The sequence below is a fragment of the Psychrobacter sp. C 20.9 genome, from assembly GCF_001921765.1.
GTDB lineage: Bacteria > Pseudomonadota > Gammaproteobacteria > Pseudomonadales > Moraxellaceae > Psychrobacter > Psychrobacter piscatorii_B.
The window spans coordinates 1-22,562 of sequence record NZ_MRYC01000013.1; the positions used below are offsets into that span (position 1 = coordinate 1).

The following is a 22,562-nucleotide window of genomic DNA, read 5'->3' on the forward strand; positions in this document are numbered from 1 at the left end:
ATTGACACATCTCTCACTGCCAGTCCGTCTGATGAGGGCGTATTATATACGGTTTAACTTTTGTGTCAACCTGTTTTGGTGATGTTTTTGGACTTATTTTAGCAGAATATAAAAATGGTAATTCTTTCAATGGGTTGAAATAAGCTTCTTTAAAAAAACAATAAAAGTGTGCTCTGGTTGATAGTTTCATCAGATATGTATTGCCGTTTATTATCTTTGGATTATCTTCTACCTCTTTTAAGGCACTCCTACTCATACATCCAATATTGAGATTACTACAAACATCACTATATAGAAGGTTAATCGCCAAGCTATATATAGTTTTGCCAACATTCTATTTTGAAATGTTGGAAAATAACTTTCGCAGTTTATCTCTTATTGAACTTAAGGCTCTATCCCTTGATATCTAGTGTTGGTAGACGGTTTTTGCTATAATCACCCTTTTATTACATTACTTATTTTTGCTGATTATCTATATTAGATAGATGACAAGGTTCTGTCTATGATGTCGGTATTGGTTTGACACTCTTGAATAACCAATAAAATCCACAATATATAGCAGTACAAAGTATTGCAAGTAATGTATCACTCTCACTATATATCACAACGATTAGATATAATTGATGCGGTCTCACGGTTATATGATTGATGGTTGCAATCATCACTGCCAACGGACCCAATAATAGGCGAATAGATTATGGTAGCGATTACTTTACCCGATGGTAGCGTGAAAAACTTCGAAGGTCATACAACAGTCATGGAAGTGGCACAAAGTATTGGGACAGGACTCGCTAAAGCGACGGTTGCTGGACGTGTCAATGGTCACCTAGTAGATGCGCACGATCCTATCGTCGCTGATGCCAATGTTGAAATCGTAACGCCAAAAGACGACGATGGTGTCGATATTATCCGTCACTCATGCGCTCACCTATTAGGTCATGCGGTTAAACAGCTCTACCCTGATGTGAAAATGGTCATTGGTCCTGTTATTGATGATGGTTTTTATTACGATATCTTTAGTGAAACGCCATTTACGCCTGAGCATATGGAAGCTATTGAAAAACGCATGATGGAGCTGATCAAGCAAGATTATGACGTTATCAAAAAAATGACACCACGTGCCGAAGCGATCGAGATCTTTGAATCACGTAACGAAGATTATAAGCTAAAACTGATTAATGATATGCCAGGTGAAGAAGCCTTTGGTCTGTATCATCATCAAGAATATGTTGATATGTGTCGTGGCCCGCACGTACCAAACACTCGCTTTTTGAAAGTATTTAAACTGACCAAAATGTCAGGTGCTTATTGGCGCGGCGATGCGAAAAATGAACAGTTACAGCGTATCTATGGTACTGCGTGGGCTGATAAAAAACAGTTAAAAGCTTATATCCAGCGTATTGAAGAAGCAGAAAAACGTGACCATCGTAAAATTGGTAAAGCGTTAAACCTATTTCATATGCAAGAGCAAGCGCCAGGTATGGTGTTCTGGCATGCTAATGGTTGGACAATTTATCAAGTACTTGAGCAATACATGCGCAAAGTACAATACGACAATGGCTATCAAGAGATTAAGACACCGCAAATCGTGGATCGTAGCTTGTGGGAGCGCTCAGGACATTGGGGCAATTATGCAACCAATATGTTCACGACCTCTAGTGAAAACCGTGATTATGCGGTAAAGCCGATGAACTGCCCTTGCCATGTGCAAGTGTTCAATCAAGGCCTAAAGTCTTACCGTGACTTGCCACTACGTATGGCTGAATTTGGTTCTTGTCATCGTAACGAGCCATCAGGTTCACTGCATGGTTTGATGCGCGTACGTGGTTTTACGCAAGATGATGCGCATATCTTCTGTACGCAAGCACAGATTCAGCAAGAAGTAGCAGAATTTATCAAGCTAACGCTTGCTGTCTATGAAGATTTTGGTTTCGACAACATTATTATGAAGTTGTCTACTCGTCCTGAAAAACGTGTAGGTAGTGACGAGTCTTGGGATTTTGCAGAAAAGGCTCTCGCAGATGCGCTTGATAGCTCAGGCCTAGACTGGGATTATCTACCTGGTGAAGGTGCTTTCTACGGTCCAAAGATTGAGTTTAGTCTAAAGGATTCATTAGGTCGTATTTGGCAGTGCGGTACCATTCAGGTTGATCCCAATATGCCTGAGCGCCTCGATGCTGAATTCGTCAATGAGCAAAACGATCGCGAAGTGCCTATTATGTTGCACCGTGCCATCTTAGGGTCATTTGAGCGCTTCATTGGTATTTTGATCGAAAACTATGCCGGTTGGATGCCAGTATGGCTAGCACCGCAGCAAGTTGTGGTCATGAATATCACTGATAAACAAGCTGATGCATGTGAAAACGTAGTTAGCGAGCTCAAAAATGCAGGTTTGCGCGCTATTAGCGACTTGCGTAACGAAAAGATTGGATTTAAGATACGAGAGAAAACATTAGAACGTATTCCCTATATGCTAGTATTAGGGGATAAAGAAGTGGAATCGGGCAGTGTCAACGTCCGAACTCGCGAAGGTGAGAACCTTGGCGTAATGAGTGTTTCTGAATTTATTACATTAGTACAGACCGCTGTCAGTAAAAAAGGCCGACAGACCCCAAAAACAGATGAGGAGTAATACCTATTAAACAGTCCAACCGTTTGAACATCAACGAAGATATCAACGTCAAAGAAGTCCGTCTCGTCAAAGAAGATGGCGAGCAAATGGGTGTGGTTGATATCGCAACCGCGATGAAAGCGGCACGTGATGAAAACCTAGATTTGGTTGAATTAGTTCCTGAAGCTAAGCCACCAGTATGTAAGATCATGGATTATAAACATTTCCTCTATGATCAAAAGCAAAAGGCTAAAGAAGCTAAGAAAAACCAAAAGCAGACTCAGCTCAAAGAGATGAAGCTACGTCCTAGTACCGAAGAGGCCGATTATCAGGTCAAACTGAGAAAAATTGTGAGCTTCTTGGAAGATCAAGACAAGGTTAAAATTAGTATCCGTTTCCGCGGACGCGAAATGGCGCACCAAGACATCGGTCGCAAACAACTTGATCGTATCATTGAAGATACTGCTGATATCTCAAACGTCGAACAATATCCTAAGATGGAAGGTCGTCAAATGGGTATGTTGCTCGGACCTACAAAGAAAAAGTAATCTGTTCATTGGATTACCTTAAGTAGTGGCTGTTAGTCCATATAGATATTTATAACTCTAACCATCAATATGCTACGGGATATTGATGGTTTTTTATTATTTGGACTGCCTACTGTCTCTTTTAAATGTATTTAGCCAGATATAATTGGCTGACGCTATTTTACAAAATCTACCTTCTCAACTATTTGATTACGCGGTAGTCTAAAGGTCTGTTTTATATTTGCTAATCAGCATTTATCAAAATTTTTAGTCAGTGTATAACAATAACGTATATCGCGACCGCTAGAGTCACGGATAAAACACACTACTTTTAGCCGACATCAAAGGAAATTTCATGCAAGAATTAACACCACCAGAAAACGCCACAACTCCTAGTATCTCTCTTACAGCGCCTGAACCTGTCAAAGAAATACAAAAAAGTGAAGCCGATCAAATGGTTAAGTTAGATGAAAGCCAAATTCCGGAGCTGGATGCCAAAGTGGATGCGTTCGTCGATCACGTGATTACTAACTCCGTGCACAGCCCAGAATTTCAGCAAAACGTCCAGTCCATTCATAATCTGGGCACCAAAGAGATTCGTGAATCCGCTCAAGTCTCTAATCGGATGCTTGAGCTACCAGCCAAAAGCCTCAATGACAGTTTGTTTGATAACTCCCCTATCGCCAAATCTTTAACTGAATTACGAGGGATCGTCGAGGACTTAGATCCGAGCAAAAAAGAGCTGACCAATTCACGTAAGCTATTCGGTCTGATTCCATTTGGTAATAAAGTGCAAGACTATTTCCGTCAGTATGAGTCAGCGCAATCGCATATCAATGCAGTAGTAACCAGTTTATATAACGGTAAAGATGAATTGCTCAAAGACAATGCAATGATTGAGCAAGAAAAAGTCAATATGTGGGAGCTGATGCAGTCTATACGCCAGTATATCTATGTTGGCAAAAAGATAGATGAGCAACTAGAGCAAAAAGTCTACGCCATAGAAGCGACTGATCCTGAAAAAGCGCGTATTATCAAAGAAGAGATGCTGTTTTATGTGCGTCAAAAAAACACTGACTTTTTAACTCAGTTGGCCGTCAACGTACAAGGTTATCTAGCGCTCGACACCATTCGTAAAAACAATCTAGAGCTGATTAAAGGGGTTGATCGAGCAACGACGACCACTGTTTCAGCACTACGTACGGCGGTGGTAGTTGCTCAAGCCATGACCAATCAAAAACTGGTACTTGATCAGATTACGGCATTGAATAAAACCACGAGTAGCTTGATTGAATCAACCTCTGCCATGCTTAAGCGTCAGTCAGGTGAGATTCATGAACAAGCAACCAGTAGTAGCATTGAGCTTGATAAACTGCAAAATGCCTTCAATAATGTCTATGACACCATGGATATGATTAGTAATTATAAAATCGAAGCATTAGAGAATATGAAACAAACGGTCAATACTTTGACCACTGAAGTCGATAAAGCACAAAAATACTTGGATAAATCAAATCAAACGACGGTGCTAGAAGTATCAAAAGAGCTAGATAGCAAAAAGATCACCAATCAATCAAGCAGTGTTGATATCGATATTTGATTGATCCCAATAGCGTTCATTTAAAAATGCAACGCTTTCTGCTATTGAAGGCACATAAGGCAATTGACGCAAGATATTGCGCTGCCGTTCGTGTTAAGATAGTCACTATTAATAATTTAAAAAATAGATACGGTAATTTATGAGTTGGAATGATCCAAACGCCTCAAGTGAGGCACAAAAATACGACAACCCAATCCCTAGTCGTGAGTTGATACTCAGTACGATTGGTGAGCATGGGGAAGTCACTCATCAACAACTGGCAAAAGCCTTTAATATTGATGATCCTGATCAGTTTGATGCTTTGGGCAATCGCCTAAAAGCAATGGCACGTGATGGTCAAGTGAACCGCGAAGGCCGTCCCTATCGCTATCGCACGGTCACCAAACAAGATATCGTCACAGGCACCGTATCTGCACATCCAAAAGGCTTTGGTTTTGTGGTGCTAAGTGACATGCCAGATTTGTTTTTGCACGAAAAACAAATGCGCTGGGTATTCAATGGCGATACAGTAGCAGCAGTTGGCACGTCAATAGACAATCGCGGTCGTACCGAAGGCCGTATTGTCGATGTGATTGAGCGCCGCCAGAACAACTTTATCGGTACACTTGCGCGTGATGAAGAGGGCTTTTGTGTTGAGCTTGGTAGTCCAAACAGTCATCAACCAATCACTGTCACTGATGATAATGTCCAAGCCCTCAATATCAAACAAGGCGCGCCTGTCAAAGTCGATATCATCGACTGGCCGAACCAACATGAATTTGCCACTGGCAAAATCACTGAGGTATTGTCTGATGATAACGATCGAGAGCTGATTATTGAGACCACTTTACTCAACTATGATATCCCATCAGATTTCAGTGAAGCGGCGCTCAAACAAGCTGCTGAATATCAAGAACCAACTGAGAAAGACATAAAAGGTCGCACAGATTTGCGTCATCTGCCACTCGTTACTATCGATGGTGAAGATGCTCGTGACTTTGATGATGCCGTATTTGCTGAGAAGCGCTCAGGCGGCAACTACCGCGTCGTGGTCGCAATTGCGGATGTCAGCTACTATGTCACGCCAAACTCACCACTAGATCAAGATGCTTACGAGCGCGGTACGTCTGTATACTTCCCGCATCGTGTGATTCCGATGCTCCCTGAAGTCCTCTCTAATGGTCTGTGTTCATTGAACCCTAACCTTGATCGTCTATGCATGGTGGCTGATATTAAAATATCACGTGCAGGTAAGGTCACAGGATATGAGTTTTATCCATCAGTGATGCACTCACAAGCGCGTCTCACGTATAACCAAGTAAACGACTATTTTGTCAATCCGACTGATAAAAGACTTCCTAAATCATTAACGGGCAATAAAGACGTCAAAAAATCCATTGATACATTGCATCAGCTTTATGAGTTACTGCTCAAAAAACGTGAAGAACGTCATGCCATGGAGTTTGAGACGGTTGAAACCTACATCAAATTTAATGAAAAAGGCGGGATTGACGCTATATTACCGCGTACTCGCGGTGACTCTCAGAAGCTGATTGAAGAGTGTATGCTCCTCGCTAATACCTGCGCGGCAAACTTTGCACTCAAACATGAGCTGCCAGTCTTATATCGTAACCACGATAAGCCTGATAATGAAAAATCAATGCGTATTCACGAATATGCAAAAAACTTTGGCCTACCCTTCCCAGAAGAGAATCCAACGCAAGCCGATTATCAGCGTATTATTGAAGCAACCAAAGACAGACCAGATGCGATTAGCATTCATAGCATGTTGCTGCGCTCGATGATGCAGGCAAATTATGCCCCTGACAATATTGGTCACTTCGGCTTGGCTTATGATGAATATAGCCACTTTACCTCGCCGATTCGCCGTTATCCAGATCTAATGCTGCATCGTGCGATCAAAGCAAAAGTAACAAACAGCAAGCAACCTGTCATGGATTTTTCACTTGACGGCGCGGGTACACAGACGTCTGATACAGAGCGCCGTGCAGAAAAAGCATCTCGCTTTGTAGAGTCTTGGCTCAAGTGTCATTATATGACGGATCATGTCGGTGAAGAGTTCGAAGGGATTGTGACGACCGTGACTAACTTCGGCCTATTCGTTACGTTGACTGATCTATACATCGATGGCTTGGTACATATCTCCAATGTGGGCGATGATTTCTTTGTTTACGATGAGCAGCAACAGCAGCTTATCGGTAAAGACAAAGGCACGCTCTTTGGACTTGGTGACTTGGTCAAAGTACAGGTTGCTGGCGTCAACATGGACTTACTGCAAATTGACTTTGATTTAAAAGAAAAACTGCAGTCTAGTGCCATGAATCAGACAAAAAAGCAGCCCGCAAAAAAAGATCAGCCTAAGAAAAGCCCTGCGAAGAGAAGTAATAACCGTAGAGGATCTAGCAAAAAAAGCTAATCTGAAACTGTAGTACCATAAATAAAAAGGGCTAACGATAACGTTGGCCTTTTTTATGCTCTATCATCAATCAAGACCAGTTCGCAATTCTCTTTACTGGGTATCATCCATCTGCTCCAAACGATCTTGCTCAGATTGCTGTGCTTGATCGATTTTATTGGTTGCATCATCTAAAATGGCTTTGGGCTGTTCGCCAAGTGGTTTGCTGGCGATATTTGCAGAGCTATTCTTAGAGCTATCTGCATCAGATACAGCTGCTGTAGGCTGTTCAGAAACAGTACTGCTAACGGCAACCTCTCTGTTTTTCTCATGACTGTTACCATTAACGATATTAAAGCCCAATAGTGCCACGATTCCGATTACGGCAAATATGATTACATGCTTCATTTCCATAAAAAATCTCTACTTTGATTAATTACCAAATACGAGTTCCATTGCACTTTTTGTGCCTACTTTTAAACCTACTATCTCTTACTATTCTTGCGGACTATTATTATTGAGTAAATCCGTTTCATCTGAGCTTTGAGCAATCTCTTGCTCGACCTTTTCCATCAGCTTGTCATCAGGGCGGGCATCGAGGACCTCATCAGCATTACGGCCTTGCAAAATAACTTTGGCTCGCGCCTTCGCTTGCTTTTTATCTTTATCATCAACAGGATTCTCATTATCTTGATGGGTAAGAGTAGGCTCAGGCGTGGTTGAGGTAATCGTCATGTCAGATTTAGCGCTGCTCGTACTGTTCTGCATATGTTCAATGGCTTTCTCTAATTTGTCGTTAAACCGCAAACGATAAATGGGTTCAGGCAAGCTAAAGCCTTCGTTTTCTAGTGCATGTTTGGTCTCTCTGATGGCAATACTACGCGCTTTAGCAAAGTCCGTCTCTGATTGATCTACCCATACCTGAAACTCTAGCACAATATTGGAATCACCCACATTGGTAATCACCGCGATGGCTTTGGGCTCCTCCAACACAAATGCGAGCGTATCGATCGCATCCAGTCCCACTTTGATGGCTGCTAGCGGATCATCATTGGCATCCACTCCCAACTCAAAAGTAAAGCGGCGCTCGGGATTTTTGGTATAGTTTAGAATGGTACCTTTAAAGACTTCAGCATTCGGAATACGCAACTGATTGCCATCCAATGTCATCAGTATCGTCGCACGTGAGGTCAGACGAACGACAATACCCTCTTGCCCATTAATGACCACTTGATCACGGGCGCGAAATGGCTGGCGGATACTGAGCATTAGTGAGGCAATATAGTTTTCGATGGTGTCTTTGACTGCAAAACCAACAGCAATACCGATGACACCTGCGCCGCCAAGCAAAGTACCTAAGATGGTTTCTGCCCCGATAAGGCTCAGTCCCAAGATCAGACCAAAGATGATAAAAATGACTTTGACTGTTTGTGATAATAGCTCAGCGACAAACGGATTTGGCGTTAAGCGCTGCCACATTCTTTTGCGATTAGATAACCAACTGCCAAACCATGTTACCAATGCAAAGATAACGATGCCGACTAACAGTAAAGGCAGCGCCTTCACTAAATTTTCCAGTTGCGCTTTTAGTCCTTGATAAACTGTCGAGACATTTTCTTGGACATCTAATGTGCGATTGATATTGTCATCAACGGTGACTACATCAGTCAAACGGTTGGTCAGATTGATGGCCTGCTGCGCTTTTTTTTCGTTGGCAGTCTCTCCTGCCAAGGTGACCACGCCTTGGCTCACACTGACAGTAACGGCTTGTAACCCTTCGATTTCAGAGAAAATACCATTGATACGCTGACGTATGTCATTGTCTTTTTGCGGATTGGGTGTGGTTTCAATTTGACCGTTATTGGTGCTCTCGCCGCTGATGACGGGGGGCTGGGCAGGTGTCGATGATGAGGTGGCAGGGTCTGATGCTTCCTCGTCTGGCGCAGGATCACTATCAGGTGTTGCCTCTTCTGCACTCTCCACGCCAAGTACGGTTGCAATGCCAGAGAGTTCTTCACCAGCAGCATAGGTGGGCCACGTACAAACGATGCTTAACAGCAACAGCATTTGACCCCACGCTTTTATAAAACGGCGTATCATTGGACGGTCAAAATAACTGGCCATAAGCATCCTTTATTTTTTACGGATTTTTCTCGCTTAGCTGATTGCTGATAATTAGCTGTCTGATTTTAACCGACTAATTTTTGATTTATTTAGCTATCTAAGTAAAGCTGCGCTTCGCTCAAATTCAACGTGCCTTCATAGATAGCACGACCAGTAATAATACCTTCGATACAATCACCATAAGGCTTTAACAGCTCGATGTCTTTCATATCAGTAACGCCGCCTGATGCAATCACAGGTAATCCGCCTTCACGCGCCAAATTAACGGTTTGTTCAACATTCACGCCTTGCATCATGCCATCGCGGGCAATATCAGTATACACAATAGAAGAAACACCCACATCAGCGAAGCGCTTGGCAAGCTCGGTTGCCTTGGTATCGGTAACATTGGCCCAACCATGAGTGGCTACCATACCGTCTTTGGCATCGATACCAACGATAATGTGTCCTGCAAATTCACGGCAAGCTTTAGCAACAAAATCCGGATCTTCAACCGCTTTTGTACCAATAATAATGTAGGTCAGACCGGCAGTAATGTATTGCTCAATAGTATTCATATTACGCACGCCGCCGCCCAACTGAATAGGCAGGTTCGGATATGCTTTGGTGATATCATTGACCACTTGTCTGTGTACTGGCACGCCATCAAAAGCACCATTCAAATCGACCAAATGTAAGCGACGCGCGCCCTCATCTACCCAACGTGCAGCCATAGCGACTGGGTCATCAGAAAACACCGTATCATCTTCCATACGGCCTTGTTTTAAACGTACACATTTACCATCTTTTAAATCAATAGCCGGGATAATGACAGGCACAGCACACATATAGCATTCCTTATAAAGCACAATATTGGCAATAAATTTAGACAATTATATTGTTGAGAATGAAACGATATTAGAGAATCAAACAACGATAGAAAACACCACGCAAACGTGGCATGGCGTACAGACAGCGTCACCAATCAGGCAAAATAGGGTGAAAGTCTATTCAAACAAAGATGGAATACAACCAAAACCAAACAATCATAACCATAAGTTGTAATACGTAGAATCACCACCAACATTCGTTAAATTCTATTACTGACTGGCAATTTTAGGTCAATTTAGCGTATAATCCTAGGTAAATTTTTATTTGTTTCTATGTGATAGTAACCATGCGTTACGCTTTTTGTTGAGTCGTTATTGCTTAGTAGCATATTGAGACGATTCAGATACAACGAGCAATGGCTAAATATATCCGTATGATATTAACTGATATATTGCCAAAAAGGGTTATAATAGAAATCTAATCTGGTAGTCTGTATACCACCGATTCTGCAGTATAAAGCCCCATTGGATGCCGTTTAAAACCCTATTACTAGCTAACAATATAAAACAGTTATGACTAGAGTTTGGCAGCTCACAAAAATGATGTGATGCTTGCTTATCTAGGTTGTCTTTTAGCCAGTTGATCATCTACTTCAATAGATCGTTTTTAGTCACACCTCTAAAAAATTGCGTATTTTTGAATGATGCTGATTGGATAAAAGTGGCCCATCATACTGGTATTACAAGTTTTTAATTTCAATGAAACGTATGATAAGGCTGTTATTTTCAAAGTAATCTCTGTTGGCAATGTGCTTTTGGCGATTGATTTTGATTCAATAGTTTTAACATACACCTTGGTAGCCAGTCGCCACTTTGGTAATTCGAATAAGACATTAACGTGTTGTTAAGGAGTCTAAGGTCAGCGTTAATACTCTTAATAGTAGTTATGATCATGTATTATCTTCAGAGAGCTTTCATCCTTATTTCAGTATAGAAATAGATGATTGAAGGCTTTATTGAGTGAGATAAATGTTCAAGCTACCGATGTACCAAACAGGATGTCTGGTATCGTTTTAGACTATGGACTAAGTTTTCGCTTATGATTACCATCAAAAAAGGTTTGGATTTGCCCATCACCGGTGAACCCTCCCGCGAGATATCTGAGCACCAACCGACACATGTAGCACTTATTGGCTATGATTACGTGGGCATGAAGCCTACGATGAATGTCAAAGAAGGTGACATTGTAGCCAAAGGTCAGCCCGTTTTTGAAGACAAAAAGCGTGTTGGCGTCATCTATACTGCCCCTGCTGCTGGTAAGGTCGTCGCTGTTAAACGTGGCGAACGTCGAGTGTTTGAGAGTCTTGTGATTGAGGTCGACCCGAATGGTGAAGAAGTAGACTTTGAGCGCTATGACTCACAGCAGCTTGCTGACCTAGACTCTGAAGTCGTTGAAACCCAACTGATTGCCTCTGGCGAATGGACTGCGTTTCGCACACGTCCCTATAGCCGTGCGCCCGAAATCGGCGCTCGTCCACATGCTATCTTTGTGACAGCAATGGACACCAATCCATTAGCCCTTGATCCAATGCTGGTAATCAATGAGCAGCTACAATCGTTCAATGATGGCCTAGCAGTACTCTCAACACTCACGCCCAAGACCTTTGTCTGCCATCATGGCGACGCCCAGTTGACGCCAGTTGCAAAAACTGCGGCTAATAATGTCACTGAGTATCATGCTTTTGCGGGTAAACATCCAGCAGGTCTTGCTGGTACGCACATTCACTTTTTGCACCCAATCATGCGCGGTGTGTCCGTATGGACGATTGGATATCAAGACGTGATTGCGATTGGTAAGCTGTTCACAACTGGACATCTGTATACACGCCGTATGCTGAGCTTAGCTGGCCCTGCGGTTACCAATCCGCATCTGATTGCAACCGAGCGTGGTGCTGATATTACGGCATTGACTAAAGGTCAACTGGCGGCAGGCGAGAACCGTATCATATCAGGTTCAGTATTGTCTGGTCGCAGAGTATTTGACAATATCGCTTATCTTGGTCGTTTTCATAATCAGATCAGTGCACTGCCTGAAGGTCGTGAGCGTCCTGCGTTTCACTTCTTTAGCCTCGGTAAAAACCGCTTCTCAAAACTGCCTATCTATATTTCGCAGTTTTTTGGTGGCAAAAAGTACAATTTCACCACAACAAGTAATGGCTCACCTCGCGCCATGGTACCGATTGGTGTCTATGAAGAAGTCATGCCTCAAGATTATCTACCCACTCAATTGTTACGTGCTTTGATTGTCGAAGACATCATCAGTGCCACTGATTTGGGTGCACTTGAGTTGGACGAAGAAGACTTGGCACTATGCACCTTTGTATCTCCTGGCAAATATGAGTTCGGTGATATTTTGCGTGATAACTTAACGCGCATTGAGCTAGAGGGCTAACCACGATGAAATTTTTACACAATATGTTCGATCGTATGGAGCCATCTTTTACCAAAGGCGGCAAACACGAAAAGTACTACGCTATTTTTGAGATGTTTGATACGTTTCTTCGTCAGCCAGGCACCACAACGTACGCTTCATCACACGTTCGTGACGGTATCGACTTAAAGCGTATTATGATTACGGTATGGCTATGTACTTTCCCAGCAATGTTTTGGGGTATGTACAACATCGGTCATCAAGCACTAACCGCTATCGCTCAGCTCGGTCTGCAACCTGAAGGCTGGCGTACCGTCATCACTAGTATGGCAGGCTACAACCCAGACAGTATCTGGGCAAGCTTTGTTTATGGGGCCATGCAGTTTTTGCCGATTTATATCGTGACGTTTGCCGTCGGTATTCTCTGTGAGATTATCTTTGCCGTTGTCCGCGGACACGAAGTTAACGAAGGTTTCTTTGTGACGTCAGTCCTGTTTGCACTATGTTTACCACCTGATATTCCTCTATGGCAAGTTGCCCTCGGTATTATCTTTGGTGTGGTGGTCGCAAAAGAAGTGTTCGGTGGTACTGGTAAAAACTTCTTGAACCCTGCCCTATCGGGTCGTGCGTTCCTATATTTTGCTTATCCAGCCTATATGTCTGGCGACTCAGTATGGACGGCAGTAGATGGATTCTCAGGTGCAACCCCGCTTGGCCTTGCAGCCCTCGGTGTGGTTCCTCAGGACTTTGTTGATGTCTATGGTAATGCGATCACGTGGAGTGATGCATTCTTAGGCAACATGCAGGGCAGTATCGGTGAAGTATCGACGCTAGCTATCCTAATGGGTGCTGCGGTGTTGCTTTGGACGCGTATTGCTTCTTGGCGCATCATGGCAGGTTGTGTGGTTGGTTTGATTGCCACGTCTCTCGTGTTCAATATGGTTGGCTCTGACGATAATATGATGATGAGCTTGCCATTCTACTGGCATTTGGTTATCGGTGGTTTTGCGTTCGGTGCTGTGTTTATGGCGACCGACCCAGTTTCTGCTGCCCACACTAATAAGGGCCGCTGGGCTTATGGTATTTTGATCGGTTTTATGACCGTTCTGATTCGTGTCATTAACCCAGCCTTCCCAGAAGGCATCATGCTGGCTATCTTGTTTGCCAACTTATTTGCTCCACTGTTTGATTATTTTGTGACCCAAGCAAACATCAAACGCCAAACCGCTCGGAGGGTTCGTTATGTCCAAGCCCAAAAGTAATAACGCAAAAACCATTAGCGTGGCTCTGATGCTGTGCTTGGTGTGTTCAGTATTGGTCTCGGCAGCTGCTGTTGGTCTAAAGCCAGCACAAGTTGAAAATGCGCGCTTAGATCGTAACAAAAACATTTTAGTTGCGGCTGACATGTACGATGCTGAATCTGATACAGCAGATGATGTTGCCGAACGTTTTAAAGACTTTGATGTCAAAATCATTGATCTAAATAAAGGCAACTACCTTGATGACGATGAGTTAAAAACGGCTGGTATTCCTGATCGTAATGCTTATGACGCCAGTCAAGCGACCAAAAACCAAGCCTTAAGTGAAGACTTGGGTGACAATGATCCTGCTGGTATTGGCCGTAAGCCAAAATATGCTAAAGTCTATGTCAAAGAAGATGATGCGGGTAAGCCTGAGTTGATCGTCTTACCAATTCAAGGCTATGGACTTTGGGGTACGATCTATGGTTTCTTAACGCTTGAAAGCGACATGAATACTATTAAAGGTATCAGTTTTTATGAGCATAAAGAAACTCCAGGTCTGGGCGCTCGTATCGAAGAGCCAGAATGGCGCGCAAAGTGGAACGGCATCCACTCTTATGATGACAGTGGCGAAGTTGCCACGGGTGTAACCAAAGCCGGCAATTCAAAAGAAAACTGGGTTGATGGCATCAGTGGTGCAACTCTGACTAGCCGCGGCGTCAGTAATATGATTCAGTTTTGGTTGGGCGAGCAAGGCTATAAGCCTTATCTCGATATGCTACGTGAACAAAGCGGCCAGACACTTGATAATGCAGACACACAAGCAAATCAATCAAAGCCAGCAGCTCAACCTAACACCGAATTGGCAGCCACGCTACCAGTAGCAAACGGCAAGGAGGCATAACATGGCTGATACTAAAAGTATTTTAACCACGCCTATTTTTGACAATAATCCCATTGGTCTACAGATTCTCGGTATCTGTTCGGCACTGGCGGTCACAACAAGTATGGCAAATGCCATGGTTATGTGTGTGGCATTGACATTGGTAACGGCGTTCTCAAGCTTCTTTATTTCTGTCATTCGTAAAAAGATTCCATCGAGCATTCGTATCATCGTACAGATGACCATTATTGCTTCATTGGTTATCTTGGTAGATCAGGTACTAAAAGCGGTCGCTTATGATGTGAGTAAAGGTCTGTCGGTCTTTGTTGGTCTGATTATCACTAACTGTATCGTTATGGGCCGTGCTGAAGCATTTGCGATGAGCAACCCGCCAATCCCAAGCTTTTTAGATGGTATCGGTAACGGTCTTGGTTACTCGGCAGTCTTGCTATTCGTTGCCACCATTCGTGAGCTATTGGGTGCTGGCACATGGTTTGGTATCACTATCCTACAGCCAGTTACTGATGGCGGTTGGTATATACCAAACGGTCTATTACTGTTGCCACCATCAGCGTTCTTCATTATTGCTTTGTTTATCGCAATCGTCCGTACCTGGAAACCAGAACAAGTGGAAGAAGCTGAGTTTGTAATGAAGCCGCAGTCTAAAGGCATGGCACATGGAGGCGGTCACTAATGGGACATTATATTAGTTTATTTATAACCTCAGTCTTTATCGAGAACATGGCACTTGCCTACTTCTTAGGCATGTGTACTTTTTTGGCCGTATCCAAAAAAGTCTCAACGGCTATTGGTCTAGGGGTTGCTGTGATTGTCGTGATGGCCATCACCGTTCCGCTAAACAATTTGCTATTCCAGTTCATCCTAAAAGATGGTGCGCTGGCATGGGCAGGCTTTCCTGATATTGACCTTAGCTTTTTAGGATTGCTCAGTTATATCGGTTTGATTGCTGCCACCGTACAGATTCTAGAGATGTTCTTAGACAAGTTTGTACCAAGTCTTTATAACGCGCTTGGGGTATTCTTACCACTGATCACTGTAAACTGTGCCATCTTAGGTGGTGTACTATTTATGGTCGAGCGTGATTATAACTTTGGTGAATCTGTCGTCTATGGTGTGGGCGCAGGCTTCGGTTGGGCACTTGCTATTACTGCATTGGCAGGTATTCGTGAAAAGCTCAAATACTCAGACATTCCAGCGCCATTGCGCGGTCTTGGTATTACCTTTCTCACGGTTGGTCTTATGTCGCTCGGCTTTATGTCGTTCGGTGGTATGTCCATCTAAACTACTAAGCTCAAAGCTTCTATTAGCTATTTGATCTATTTAATTCATTTATTCGGTAAGGGTTCGGACACAGCATAAAAAATGTCTTCGCACCCCTACCCCATAGATTAAGGATACCTACCATGGATTACGCTACGGCGATTGGTGGCGTTGCTATGTTTACCTTGATCATCATGGGCCTCGTCGCTATTATTTTGGCGGCGCGCTCAAGACTGGTCAGTTCAGGCGATGTCACTATCCATATTAATGATAATCCCGATAATGACGTGGTGACACCAGCAGGCGGTAAACTACTGCAAACGCTAGCGGGCGAAGGCATCTTTTTGTCTTCAGCGTGTGGTGGCGGTGGTACCTGTGCGCAGTGTCGTTGCCGCGTTATTGAAGGTGGTGGTTCTATTTTGCCCACCGAAGAAGGCTATTTTACTCAAGGCGAGATCCGCAATCACATGCGCTTGGCTTGTCAGGTAGCTGTTAAGCAAGACATGAAAATTGAGATTGATCCTGAATTCTTTGATGTACAAAAATGGGAATGTGAGGTTATCTCAAACGATAACGTTGCGACTTTCATTAAAGAGCTGGTGCTAAAAATCCCAGAAGGCGAAGAAGTAAACTTCCGCGCTGGTGGTTATGTGCAGCTTGAAGCGCCACCGCATGAAGTACATTATAAAGACTTTGTGATTGACGAAGAGTATAGAGAAGACTGGGAAAAATTCGGTATCTTCAACTATGTCTCGAAAGTTGATGAGCCCGTTATCCGTGCTTACTCAATGGCCAACTACCCTGAAGAAAAAGGCCTCATCAAATTCAACATCCGTATCGCAAGTCCACCGCCACGTGGTCCTGACGGCATTCCACCGGGCAAAATGTCTTCATGGGTGTTTAGTCTGGTCCCTGGCGACAAAGTGACGGTTTCAGGTCCTTATGGTGAATTCTTTGCCAAGAAGACTGAAGCTGAGATGATCTTTGTCGGTGGTGGTGCTGGTATGGCTCCCATGCGCTCGCATATCTTTGATCAGCTCAAGCGCTTGAAAACAGATCGCAAGATCAGTTTCTGGTATGGTGCTCGCTCGATCCGTGAAATGTTCTATGTTGAAGATTACGATCAGCTAGAAGAAGAGTTTGACAATTTTGAATGGCATGTAGCTCTGTCTGACCCATTACCAGAAGATAACTGGGAAGGTCCAACAGGCTTTATCCATAACGTGTTGCTCGAAAACTATCTGAAAGATCATCCAAACCCAGAAGACTGTGAATACTACATGTGTGGGCCACCAATGATGAACGCTGCTGTGATCGATATGCTACACAGCTTGGGCGTAGAAGACGAAAACATCATGCTTGATGATTTCGGTGGTTAAATAACCCCGCCAGATAAAATTAAAAGTGTATGTAAAAAGAGTCTCAATTGAGGCTCTTTTTTTGTGTGATTTTTAGCAATCATTGTAGTTGTTGAGACTACAAATCTAACTGGTAGATCAGCATTGCTATCCTATATCATGAACGCTCTAAATATTAAGAAAGGACGCTTATGAAAACGAAATACAAAGATCTGACCATTTGGATCACGGGTGCTTCTAGTGGTATTGGGCAAGCATTGGCGATTGCCTTTGCCAAGCGTGGTGCTAGAATTATTCTCAGTGGCCGTGATAACCAAAAACTAGAATCCGTCAAGAAAAGCTGCAAGCGTGCGAATAGGCATATTGTCATTCCGTTCGATATCAGTGACGCTGCTCAAGCAAAAGCCGCCTATGACAATGCCAAAGCTCAGGCTGGAAACATTGATTGGCTCATCAATAACGCCGGTATTAGCCAGCGCTCACTCATCATGGAAACTGACGAAGACGTCGAGCGTCAGATTATGGAGGTAGATTACTTTGCTCAGACGCGACTAACCAGACTGATACTGCCTGATATGATCGCACAAGGTAGCGGCAAAATCGTCATGGTATCGAGTGTGGCAGGATTACTAGGGACACAATATCGCGGTGCTTATGGCGCAGCCAAAGCCGCATTGCATATGTGGGCAAACAGTTTACGGGCAGAGTTGCATGACAAAGGTATAGAAGTGGCGACGATATTCCCAGGATTTATTCAGACCAACATCTCTATCAATGCCTTGACAGGTGATGGCAGCGCTCAGGGCACCATGGATGAAGCAACCAGTAACGGTCTCACGGCAACTGATTTTGCAAAGCAAGTGGTGAAGGCACTCTCAAAAGGTGAAGAATATATCGTGGTCGCTGGCAGTAAAGAAAAGCTGGCAACACGGGTCAATCGTGTCTCACCGCCCAAACTTTATAAGCTCATACGCGAGTCGCAAGTAAAATAGCTTGGTATGCATTAGATTAGTATGCAGTGGCTTGGTATGCATTAGATTGTCACCGAACATTGCCATCATTGGTATTTGTAGGGTTAAGGGGTGTAAAATAGGCCTGACTTATTTTATACCCCAACTCATTTCTGCGTTATACCGAAGATCCTATGAAAAATACCCGATACTGCTCCGCCTCCTCAAAACCCATAAATGCTTCTTTGCTTGGCATCGCTGGTCTCGCTAGTATGGTGAGTCTCAGCGCCTGCCAGCAAACACCAGATTATAACTATCTGACTGGTGAAACGATGGGGACAAGCTACCATATCAGTTATCAGCTCCCTGATAATGCAGATGAAGCTGCCATACAAGCGTCAATCGATGAACGCTTGAAACAGATTAACGACAGCATGTCGACCTATCAGAGCGACTCGACCATCTCTAAATTTAATCGGTTGAATAAGAATACACCGATTACCATCGACGCTGATTTTAGTCGGGTACTGGATGTGTCAAAGATTGTCTATGAGCAGTCTGGCGGCGCATTCGATCCTACAGTGATGCCGCTTGTCGAGACCTGGGGTTTTGGAAGCACCATGACAGTCGAGCGTCTACAAAGTCCGCCTACAGCGCTCGAGATTGCCCAAGCAAAAGCACTGGTAGACTTTGAGAGTATTATAAAAAAAGACCAAACGGTGTCTAAAACTAAAGACGGCGTCGAGCTTGATTTTTCTGCCGTTGCCAAAGGGTATGGGGTTGATGTCATCGCTGACGTGCTGAGAGAGGATTATCAAATTCGCAATTATATGGTTGAGATTGGCGGTGAAATTTCGACATCTGGCGTTAACAACCAACAGCAGCCATGGCAAATTGCGATTGACGCCCCTATTGAAGGCAGCACTGTCAGCGAGCGCCAAACGATATCTGCCATCCGTCAACCAAAAAATACGGCTAGCCAAATGCATCTGGCAACCTCTGGAAATTATCGCAACTCCGTCATATTTGATGGCAAACGCTATAGCCATACCATCGATCCGACCACTGGCAAACCTATCGCGGGCGGTGCGCCCTCCGTCACTGTCGCGGCTGATTCAGTTGCATTAGCTGATGCATGGGCGACAGCGCTGACAGCGATGCCCTATCATAAAGCACTAGATGTCGCTAAAGCTCAAAACTTGGCTGCTATGTTTGTAGTATTGGCTGACGATATAAAAACAGACGGGTCTGAGAGTAATGTTTCTGATAACGTGTCTGATGATAATATCGATGACTGGCAAGTGGTTCAGACACCAGCAATGCAAGCATTACGCGCTGACAAAAAGCCCTAGTAAGTTTTTGGCATTGAAACAAGAGAATACGATAACGCGCAACGAGCAACACCAAAATTTGCTATACTATTAGTTAGTTGCCATTAAAAGTACATCATTAACAGCAACTGCCCCACTTTTGACAATGAGGTTTCCTCTATGCTTAGCCAATTGCTTCCTATGCTTGCCATTACCTTTACAGTGTTTATCCTATTTTTCGTTTTTATGGGCATCGGTTATATGGTCAAAAAAAAGCCGCTCAAAGGCTCTTGTGGTGGTGTTGCCAAATTGATGGGGGATGAGCAGTGCTCATTTTGTGGCGATGATCCCAACAAGTGCGACTCATTGATGGCAGAACAACAAGAAAACGCGTTAAGAGCTGCCCAACTCGGCAAATCTGTGTAAAAACTCATTGGTTACCATACGCAGGTAGTATTTACCTAACATCTGTTCGTATAATAGCGTCAAGTCATTCAAAGTGACTTGGCGTTATTTTCATGTTGCCATCTCTTATTATGCCTATTTAGAAACTCTCTATTTAGATACTTTCTATTTGAAAAATTGGCTAGCAAACATATCTGTTTTGCCCTCTGCAAATTTTTAGTTCTGTTTGACGTTATTGATTACCGTTTAGGTACGTGTCTGAGTAAATGATCTTTGGTGTTGTTTTACAAGCGACGATTTTTCGGCGCTGTTTTATAACGTGTCCTTTTTCCCTGTTATCGTTGTGCTGCTATGTCTACCTCATCCAATCTGCCTTCATCACGTTTCACCTTTTGGTTAGTATTATGCGCCATGATTCTGCTAGCGACCAATATGCGTGCCCCTATCGTTGCGCTGGGCGCTATCGCGCCAGTGGTGAAAGAAGCACTCAATATCTCGGAGATACAGATTGGCTGGTTGGGCGCTGTGCCGATGCTGGGTTTTGCCCTTGGTGCGCTGATCTCACCAGCCATTGGCAAGCGCTTCGGACTTGAAAATACGCTGATTGCCATGATCGCGCTATTAACCACTGGCATGATTCTGCGTACCGTTATCCCGACGTGGACTGGGTTTTTAATCGGTACTTTATTGCTGACTCTAGCCATTGGCTTTGCTAATACACTGGCCGCGCCTGTCATCAAGCAACGTACTCCGCAACATATTCCGCTGATTACGGGTTTGTTTAGTTTAACAATGACGGTGACCGCTGGGATAGTCTCAGGCATCGTCCTCCCTTTGTCTGAGCAAGTAGGCTGGCAATGGGCGTTGGGTGGATGGACGATTTTAGGTATTTTTGCGTTATTGATTTGGTTATTTTTGCGTGTGCGTTTGGGCTCATCCAACCACCAACCCGTCATATCTACAGATAAAGATGCCTCTGATATCTCTATTTGGAGAACGACGTTTGCTTGGCAAATTGCTGTCTTTATGGGGCTACAATCATTACTGTTTTATACCGTTGCCAGTTTTTTGCCTTCTATTTTGGTTAGTAAAGGGCTATCTGCCGTGAGCGCTGGCCAAATGGGTTCTGTGTTTCAGTTTATGGCACCCATCTCTATTTTGAGTCTGACATGGCTGATTAATCGTGGTCGTCCTATTCAAGCACTCGCCGTGTTTGCCGCTGTGCTCAATGTCATTGGCGTATTAGGTATCAGCTATCTGTCCACTGAGTTGGCGTGGCTATGGTCAGCCATGATGGGGATTGGTTGTTCAGCGATTTTTACCTTGAGTATGATGCTATTCTCATTGCGGACGTATACCACCAATCAATCAAGCGAGCTGTCTGGTATGGCACAAGCGGTGGGTTATTTAATTGCATTTTTTGGCCCACTCGGTACAGGCTGGCTCCATGAAGCGACTGATAGCTGGAGTCTGCCGCTTTTTATTATTCTGATACTGATGATTGCAAACGTTGTGATTGCTTGGCTCGTCAGTCGTCCAGTGATGGTCGATGGCAAATACATTTGATATTATCCTATTAAAATTTCTACATGCTGCTGTCTATAAGTTCTTGATTTCTAAAGCGCAATAAAGCTGTCTTGAAATTAACCTTAGGGCAATATTGGTGGCTGTCTTATTTTGCTATAGTCAGTGCAAGATGATTTAAATCTTGAGCTGACTCTACATCAGCTTGATTGCTTATAGGACATAACACCCATGCTAAATACCCCTTCTCGGCTCGCTCAGCGCCTGCCTGCTATTGCCATGCTCGCTGCTGTCATGGCGATCAGTGGTTGTCAAAAAGAGACTGAGCCGACCACACCGAATCAACCGACTGACGCCCAACGCTCAGATACTGAAATGACAGCCAACCAAGCCAATACAACGTCCGTAGACGCCAATGCTGATGCACCCACCGATATGCAAGTCAACGACGCCCCAATCACTATTTTGGCCCTAGGTGATTCATTGACGGAAGGTCTTGGGGTGGATAAAAATGATAACTACCCTGCGCAGTTAGAAGATCGTCTGCAAGCAATGGGTTATAAGAATACCGAAGTGATCAACTCAGGGCTGAGCGGTGAAACCAGTACGGGTCTGGTCAATCGCTTAGATTGGGTATTACAAACCAAACCTGATGTGACGATTTTGACCATTGGGGCTAACGATGCTATACGCGGTATCGACGTGGCGACGATTGAAGCCAATATCCGTACGGCTGTTAAACGTCTACAAGACAATGGTAGTGTCGTTATTTTGGGTGGTATGTCAATCTATGATAACTTGGGCGATGACTACGTTGCCGCGTTCTCAGACATTTATCCTCGCGTCGCGAAAGACATGAACGTAACGCTTATTCCGTTCTTCTTAGAGGGTGTGGGAGGTGACCGCGCGCTCAACCAAGCCGATGCCATTCATCCAACCAAAGAGGGCTACACCATCATCGTCAATGACAATATCTTGCCTATTCTAGAGCCGAAATTAGATGAGTTAAAAGAGCTAAAAACAACCGATACAGAGAATACGGCTGAAACCGTTCAAGCCGAAACGGCAAAAAGTACGCCAAATGAGACTACTTAACGAGACCATTTAACGAGA

General features: G+C 43.9%; 18 protein-coding genes. 15 read left to right on the plus strand and 3 right to left on the minus strand.

Going from position 1 to position 22,562, the window contains the following annotated elements; genetic code table 11:
* The first annotated feature begins 697 nt into the window (after positions 1–697).
* The 4 genes from thrS (at position 698) to rnr (ending at position 7,154) form a co-directional block, all read left to right on the plus strand.
* Positions 698–2,632, plus strand: a complete 1,935-nt coding sequence (gene thrS, locus BTW00_RS09570) for a threonine--tRNA ligase (protein WP_075107220.1) — start codon at positions 698–700, stop codon at positions 2,630–2,632.
* Positions 2,633–2,655: 23 nt separating this feature from the next.
* Positions 2,656–3,159 carry a translation initiation factor IF-3 gene (gene infC / locus BTW00_RS09575; protein ID WP_057762155.1) on the plus strand — a complete coding sequence of 168 codons (504 nt, stop codon included), beginning with the start codon at positions 2,656–2,658 and terminating at the stop codon, positions 3,157–3,159.
* Between the two features lie 334 nt (positions 3,160–3,493).
* On the plus strand, positions 3,494–4,738 hold the full coding sequence (locus tag BTW00_RS09580) for a toxic anion resistance protein (protein WP_075107221.1): 1,245 nt from the start codon (positions 3,494–3,496) through the stop codon (positions 4,736–4,738).
* Between the two features lie 139 nt (positions 4,739–4,877).
* The gene (rnr, locus tag BTW00_RS09585) at positions 4,878–7,154 is read left to right on the plus strand and encodes a ribonuclease R (RefSeq protein ID WP_075107222.1); all 2,277 of its coding nucleotides are present in this window, start codon (positions 4,878–4,880) and stop codon (positions 7,152–7,154) included.
* A 93-nt stretch (positions 7,155–7,247) separates the two neighbouring features.
* On the opposite strand, the gene BTW00_RS09590 is transcribed toward rnr, so the two are convergent.
* The 3 genes from BTW00_RS09590 to hisA form a co-directional block, all read right to left on the minus strand.
* The gene (locus BTW00_RS09590; RefSeq protein WP_075107223.1) at positions 7,248–7,547 is read right to left on the minus strand and encodes a hypothetical protein; all 300 of its coding nucleotides are present in this window, start codon (positions 7,545–7,547) and stop codon (positions 7,248–7,250) included.
* Between the two features lie 81 nt (positions 7,548–7,628).
* Positions 7,629–9,257: a mechanosensitive ion channel family protein gene (locus BTW00_RS09595; RefSeq protein WP_075107224.1), complete on the minus strand. Its 1,629-nt coding sequence runs from the start codon at positions 9,255–9,257 to the stop codon at positions 7,629–7,631.
* 89 nt (positions 9,258–9,346) lie between these two features.
* Complete coding sequence (gene hisA, locus BTW00_RS09600; RefSeq protein WP_075107225.1) at positions 9,347–10,084, minus strand: 1-(5-phosphoribosyl)-5-[(5-phosphoribosylamino)methylideneamino]imidazole-4-carboxamide isomerase; 738 nt, start codon at positions 10,082–10,084, stop codon at positions 9,347–9,349.
* A 1,081-nt stretch (positions 10,085–11,165) separates the two neighbouring features.
* On the opposite strand from hisA, the gene BTW00_RS09605 reads away from it, so the two are divergent.
* The 11 genes from BTW00_RS09605 (at position 11,166) to BTW00_RS09655 (ending at position 22,544) form a co-directional block, all read left to right on the plus strand.
* A complete protein-coding gene (locus tag BTW00_RS09605; protein WP_075107226.1) occupies positions 11,166–12,518 on the plus strand; it encodes a Na(+)-translocating NADH-quinone reductase subunit A in 1,353 nt (450 codons plus the stop codon).
* Positions 12,519–12,523: 5 nt separating this feature from the next.
* A complete protein-coding gene (locus BTW00_RS09610; RefSeq protein WP_058025265.1) occupies positions 12,524–13,759 on the plus strand; it encodes an NADH:ubiquinone reductase (Na(+)-transporting) subunit B in 1,236 nt (411 codons plus the stop codon).
* On the plus strand, positions 13,740–14,642 hold the full coding sequence (locus tag BTW00_RS09615) for a Na(+)-translocating NADH-quinone reductase subunit C (RefSeq protein ID WP_075107227.1): 903 nt from the start codon (positions 13,740–13,742) through the stop codon (positions 14,640–14,642). The genes BTW00_RS09610 and BTW00_RS09615 overlap by 20 nt, the downstream gene beginning before the upstream one ends.
* A gap of 1 nt (position 14,643) precedes the next feature.
* Positions 14,644–15,315 (plus strand): NADH:ubiquinone reductase (Na(+)-transporting) subunit D, encoded by a 672-nt coding sequence (locus BTW00_RS09620; RefSeq protein ID WP_058025263.1) that lies wholly within the window; start codon positions 14,644–14,646, stop codon positions 15,313–15,315.
* On the plus strand, positions 15,315–15,923 hold the full coding sequence (nqrE, locus tag BTW00_RS09625; protein ID WP_075107228.1) for an NADH:ubiquinone reductase (Na(+)-transporting) subunit E: 609 nt from the start codon (positions 15,315–15,317) through the stop codon (positions 15,921–15,923). The genes BTW00_RS09620 and nqrE overlap by 1 nt, the downstream gene beginning before the upstream one ends.
* Before the next feature lie 122 nt (positions 15,924–16,045).
* Entirely contained in the window at positions 16,046–17,281 is a 1,236-nt protein-coding gene (nqrF, locus tag BTW00_RS09630; RefSeq protein ID WP_058025261.1) for an NADH:ubiquinone reductase (Na(+)-transporting) subunit F, read from the plus strand.
* 170 nt (positions 17,282–17,451) lie between these two features.
* Positions 17,452–18,252, plus strand: coding sequence for an SDR family oxidoreductase (locus BTW00_RS09635; protein ID WP_075107229.1), 801 nt, complete (start codon positions 17,452–17,454; stop codon positions 18,250–18,252).
* Between the two features lie 230 nt (positions 18,253–18,482).
* A complete protein-coding gene (locus tag BTW00_RS09640) occupies positions 18,483–19,562 on the plus strand; it encodes an FAD:protein FMN transferase (protein ID WP_371915067.1) in 1,080 nt (359 codons plus the stop codon).
* A gap of 138 nt (positions 19,563–19,700) precedes the next feature.
* Positions 19,701–19,946 carry a (Na+)-NQR maturation NqrM gene (gene nqrM / locus BTW00_RS09645; protein ID WP_058025258.1) on the plus strand — a complete coding sequence of 82 codons (246 nt, stop codon included), beginning with the start codon at positions 19,701–19,703 and terminating at the stop codon, positions 19,944–19,946.
* 330 nt (positions 19,947–20,276) lie between these two features.
* Complete coding sequence (locus BTW00_RS09650) at positions 20,277–21,491, plus strand: CynX/NimT family MFS transporter (protein ID WP_075107231.1); 1,215 nt, start codon at positions 20,277–20,279, stop codon at positions 21,489–21,491.
* 189 nt (positions 21,492–21,680) lie between these two features.
* Complete coding sequence (locus BTW00_RS09655; RefSeq protein ID WP_075107232.1) at positions 21,681–22,544, plus strand: arylesterase; 864 nt, start codon at positions 21,681–21,683, stop codon at positions 22,542–22,544.
* Positions 22,545–22,562: the final 18 nt, after the last annotated feature.

Excerpts from the sequence above, each read along its gene's own strand:
- thrS (WP_075107220.1), top strand. The coding sequence starts at position 698 with ATGGTAGCGATTACTTTACCCGATGGTAGCGTGAAAAACTTCGAAGGT.
- BTW00_RS09580 (WP_075107221.1), top strand. The coding sequence starts at position 3,494 with ATGCAAGAATTAACACCACCAGAAAACGCCACAACTCCTAGTATCTCT.
- rnr (WP_075107222.1), top strand. The coding sequence starts at position 4,878 with ATGAGTTGGAATGATCCAAACGCCTCAAGTGAGGCACAAAAATACGAC.
- BTW00_RS09590 (WP_075107223.1), bottom strand. The coding sequence starts at position 7,547 with ATGGAAATGAAGCATGTAATCATATTTGCCGTAATCGGAATCGTGGCA.
- BTW00_RS09595 (WP_075107224.1), bottom strand. The coding sequence starts at position 9,257 with ATGGCCAGTTATTTTGACCGTCCAATGATACGCCGTTTTATAAAAGCG.
- hisA (WP_075107225.1), bottom strand. The coding sequence starts at position 10,084 with ATGTGTGCTGTGCCTGTCATTATCCCGGCTATTGATTTAAAAGATGGT.
- BTW00_RS09605 (WP_075107226.1), top strand. The coding sequence starts at position 11,166 with ATGATTACCATCAAAAAAGGTTTGGATTTGCCCATCACCGGTGAACCC.
- BTW00_RS09610 (WP_058025265.1), top strand. The coding sequence starts at position 12,524 with ATGAAATTTTTACACAATATGTTCGATCGTATGGAGCCATCTTTTACC.
- BTW00_RS09615 (WP_075107227.1), top strand. The coding sequence starts at position 13,740 with ATGTCCAAGCCCAAAAGTAATAACGCAAAAACCATTAGCGTGGCTCTG.
- BTW00_RS09620 (WP_058025263.1), top strand. The coding sequence starts at position 14,644 with ATGGCTGATACTAAAAGTATTTTAACCACGCCTATTTTTGACAATAAT.
- nqrE (WP_075107228.1), top strand. The coding sequence starts at position 15,315 with ATGGGACATTATATTAGTTTATTTATAACCTCAGTCTTTATCGAGAAC.
- nqrF (WP_058025261.1), top strand. The coding sequence starts at position 16,046 with ATGGATTACGCTACGGCGATTGGTGGCGTTGCTATGTTTACCTTGATC.
- BTW00_RS09635 (WP_075107229.1), top strand. The coding sequence starts at position 17,452 with ATGAAAACGAAATACAAAGATCTGACCATTTGGATCACGGGTGCTTCT.
- BTW00_RS09640 (WP_371915067.1), top strand. The coding sequence starts at position 18,483 with ATGGTGAGTCTCAGCGCCTGCCAGCAAACACCAGATTATAACTATCTG.
- nqrM (WP_058025258.1), top strand. The coding sequence starts at position 19,701 with ATGCTTAGCCAATTGCTTCCTATGCTTGCCATTACCTTTACAGTGTTT.
- BTW00_RS09650 (WP_075107231.1), top strand. The coding sequence starts at position 20,277 with ATGTCTACCTCATCCAATCTGCCTTCATCACGTTTCACCTTTTGGTTA.
- BTW00_RS09655 (WP_075107232.1), top strand. The coding sequence starts at position 21,681 with ATGCTAAATACCCCTTCTCGGCTCGCTCAGCGCCTGCCTGCTATTGCC.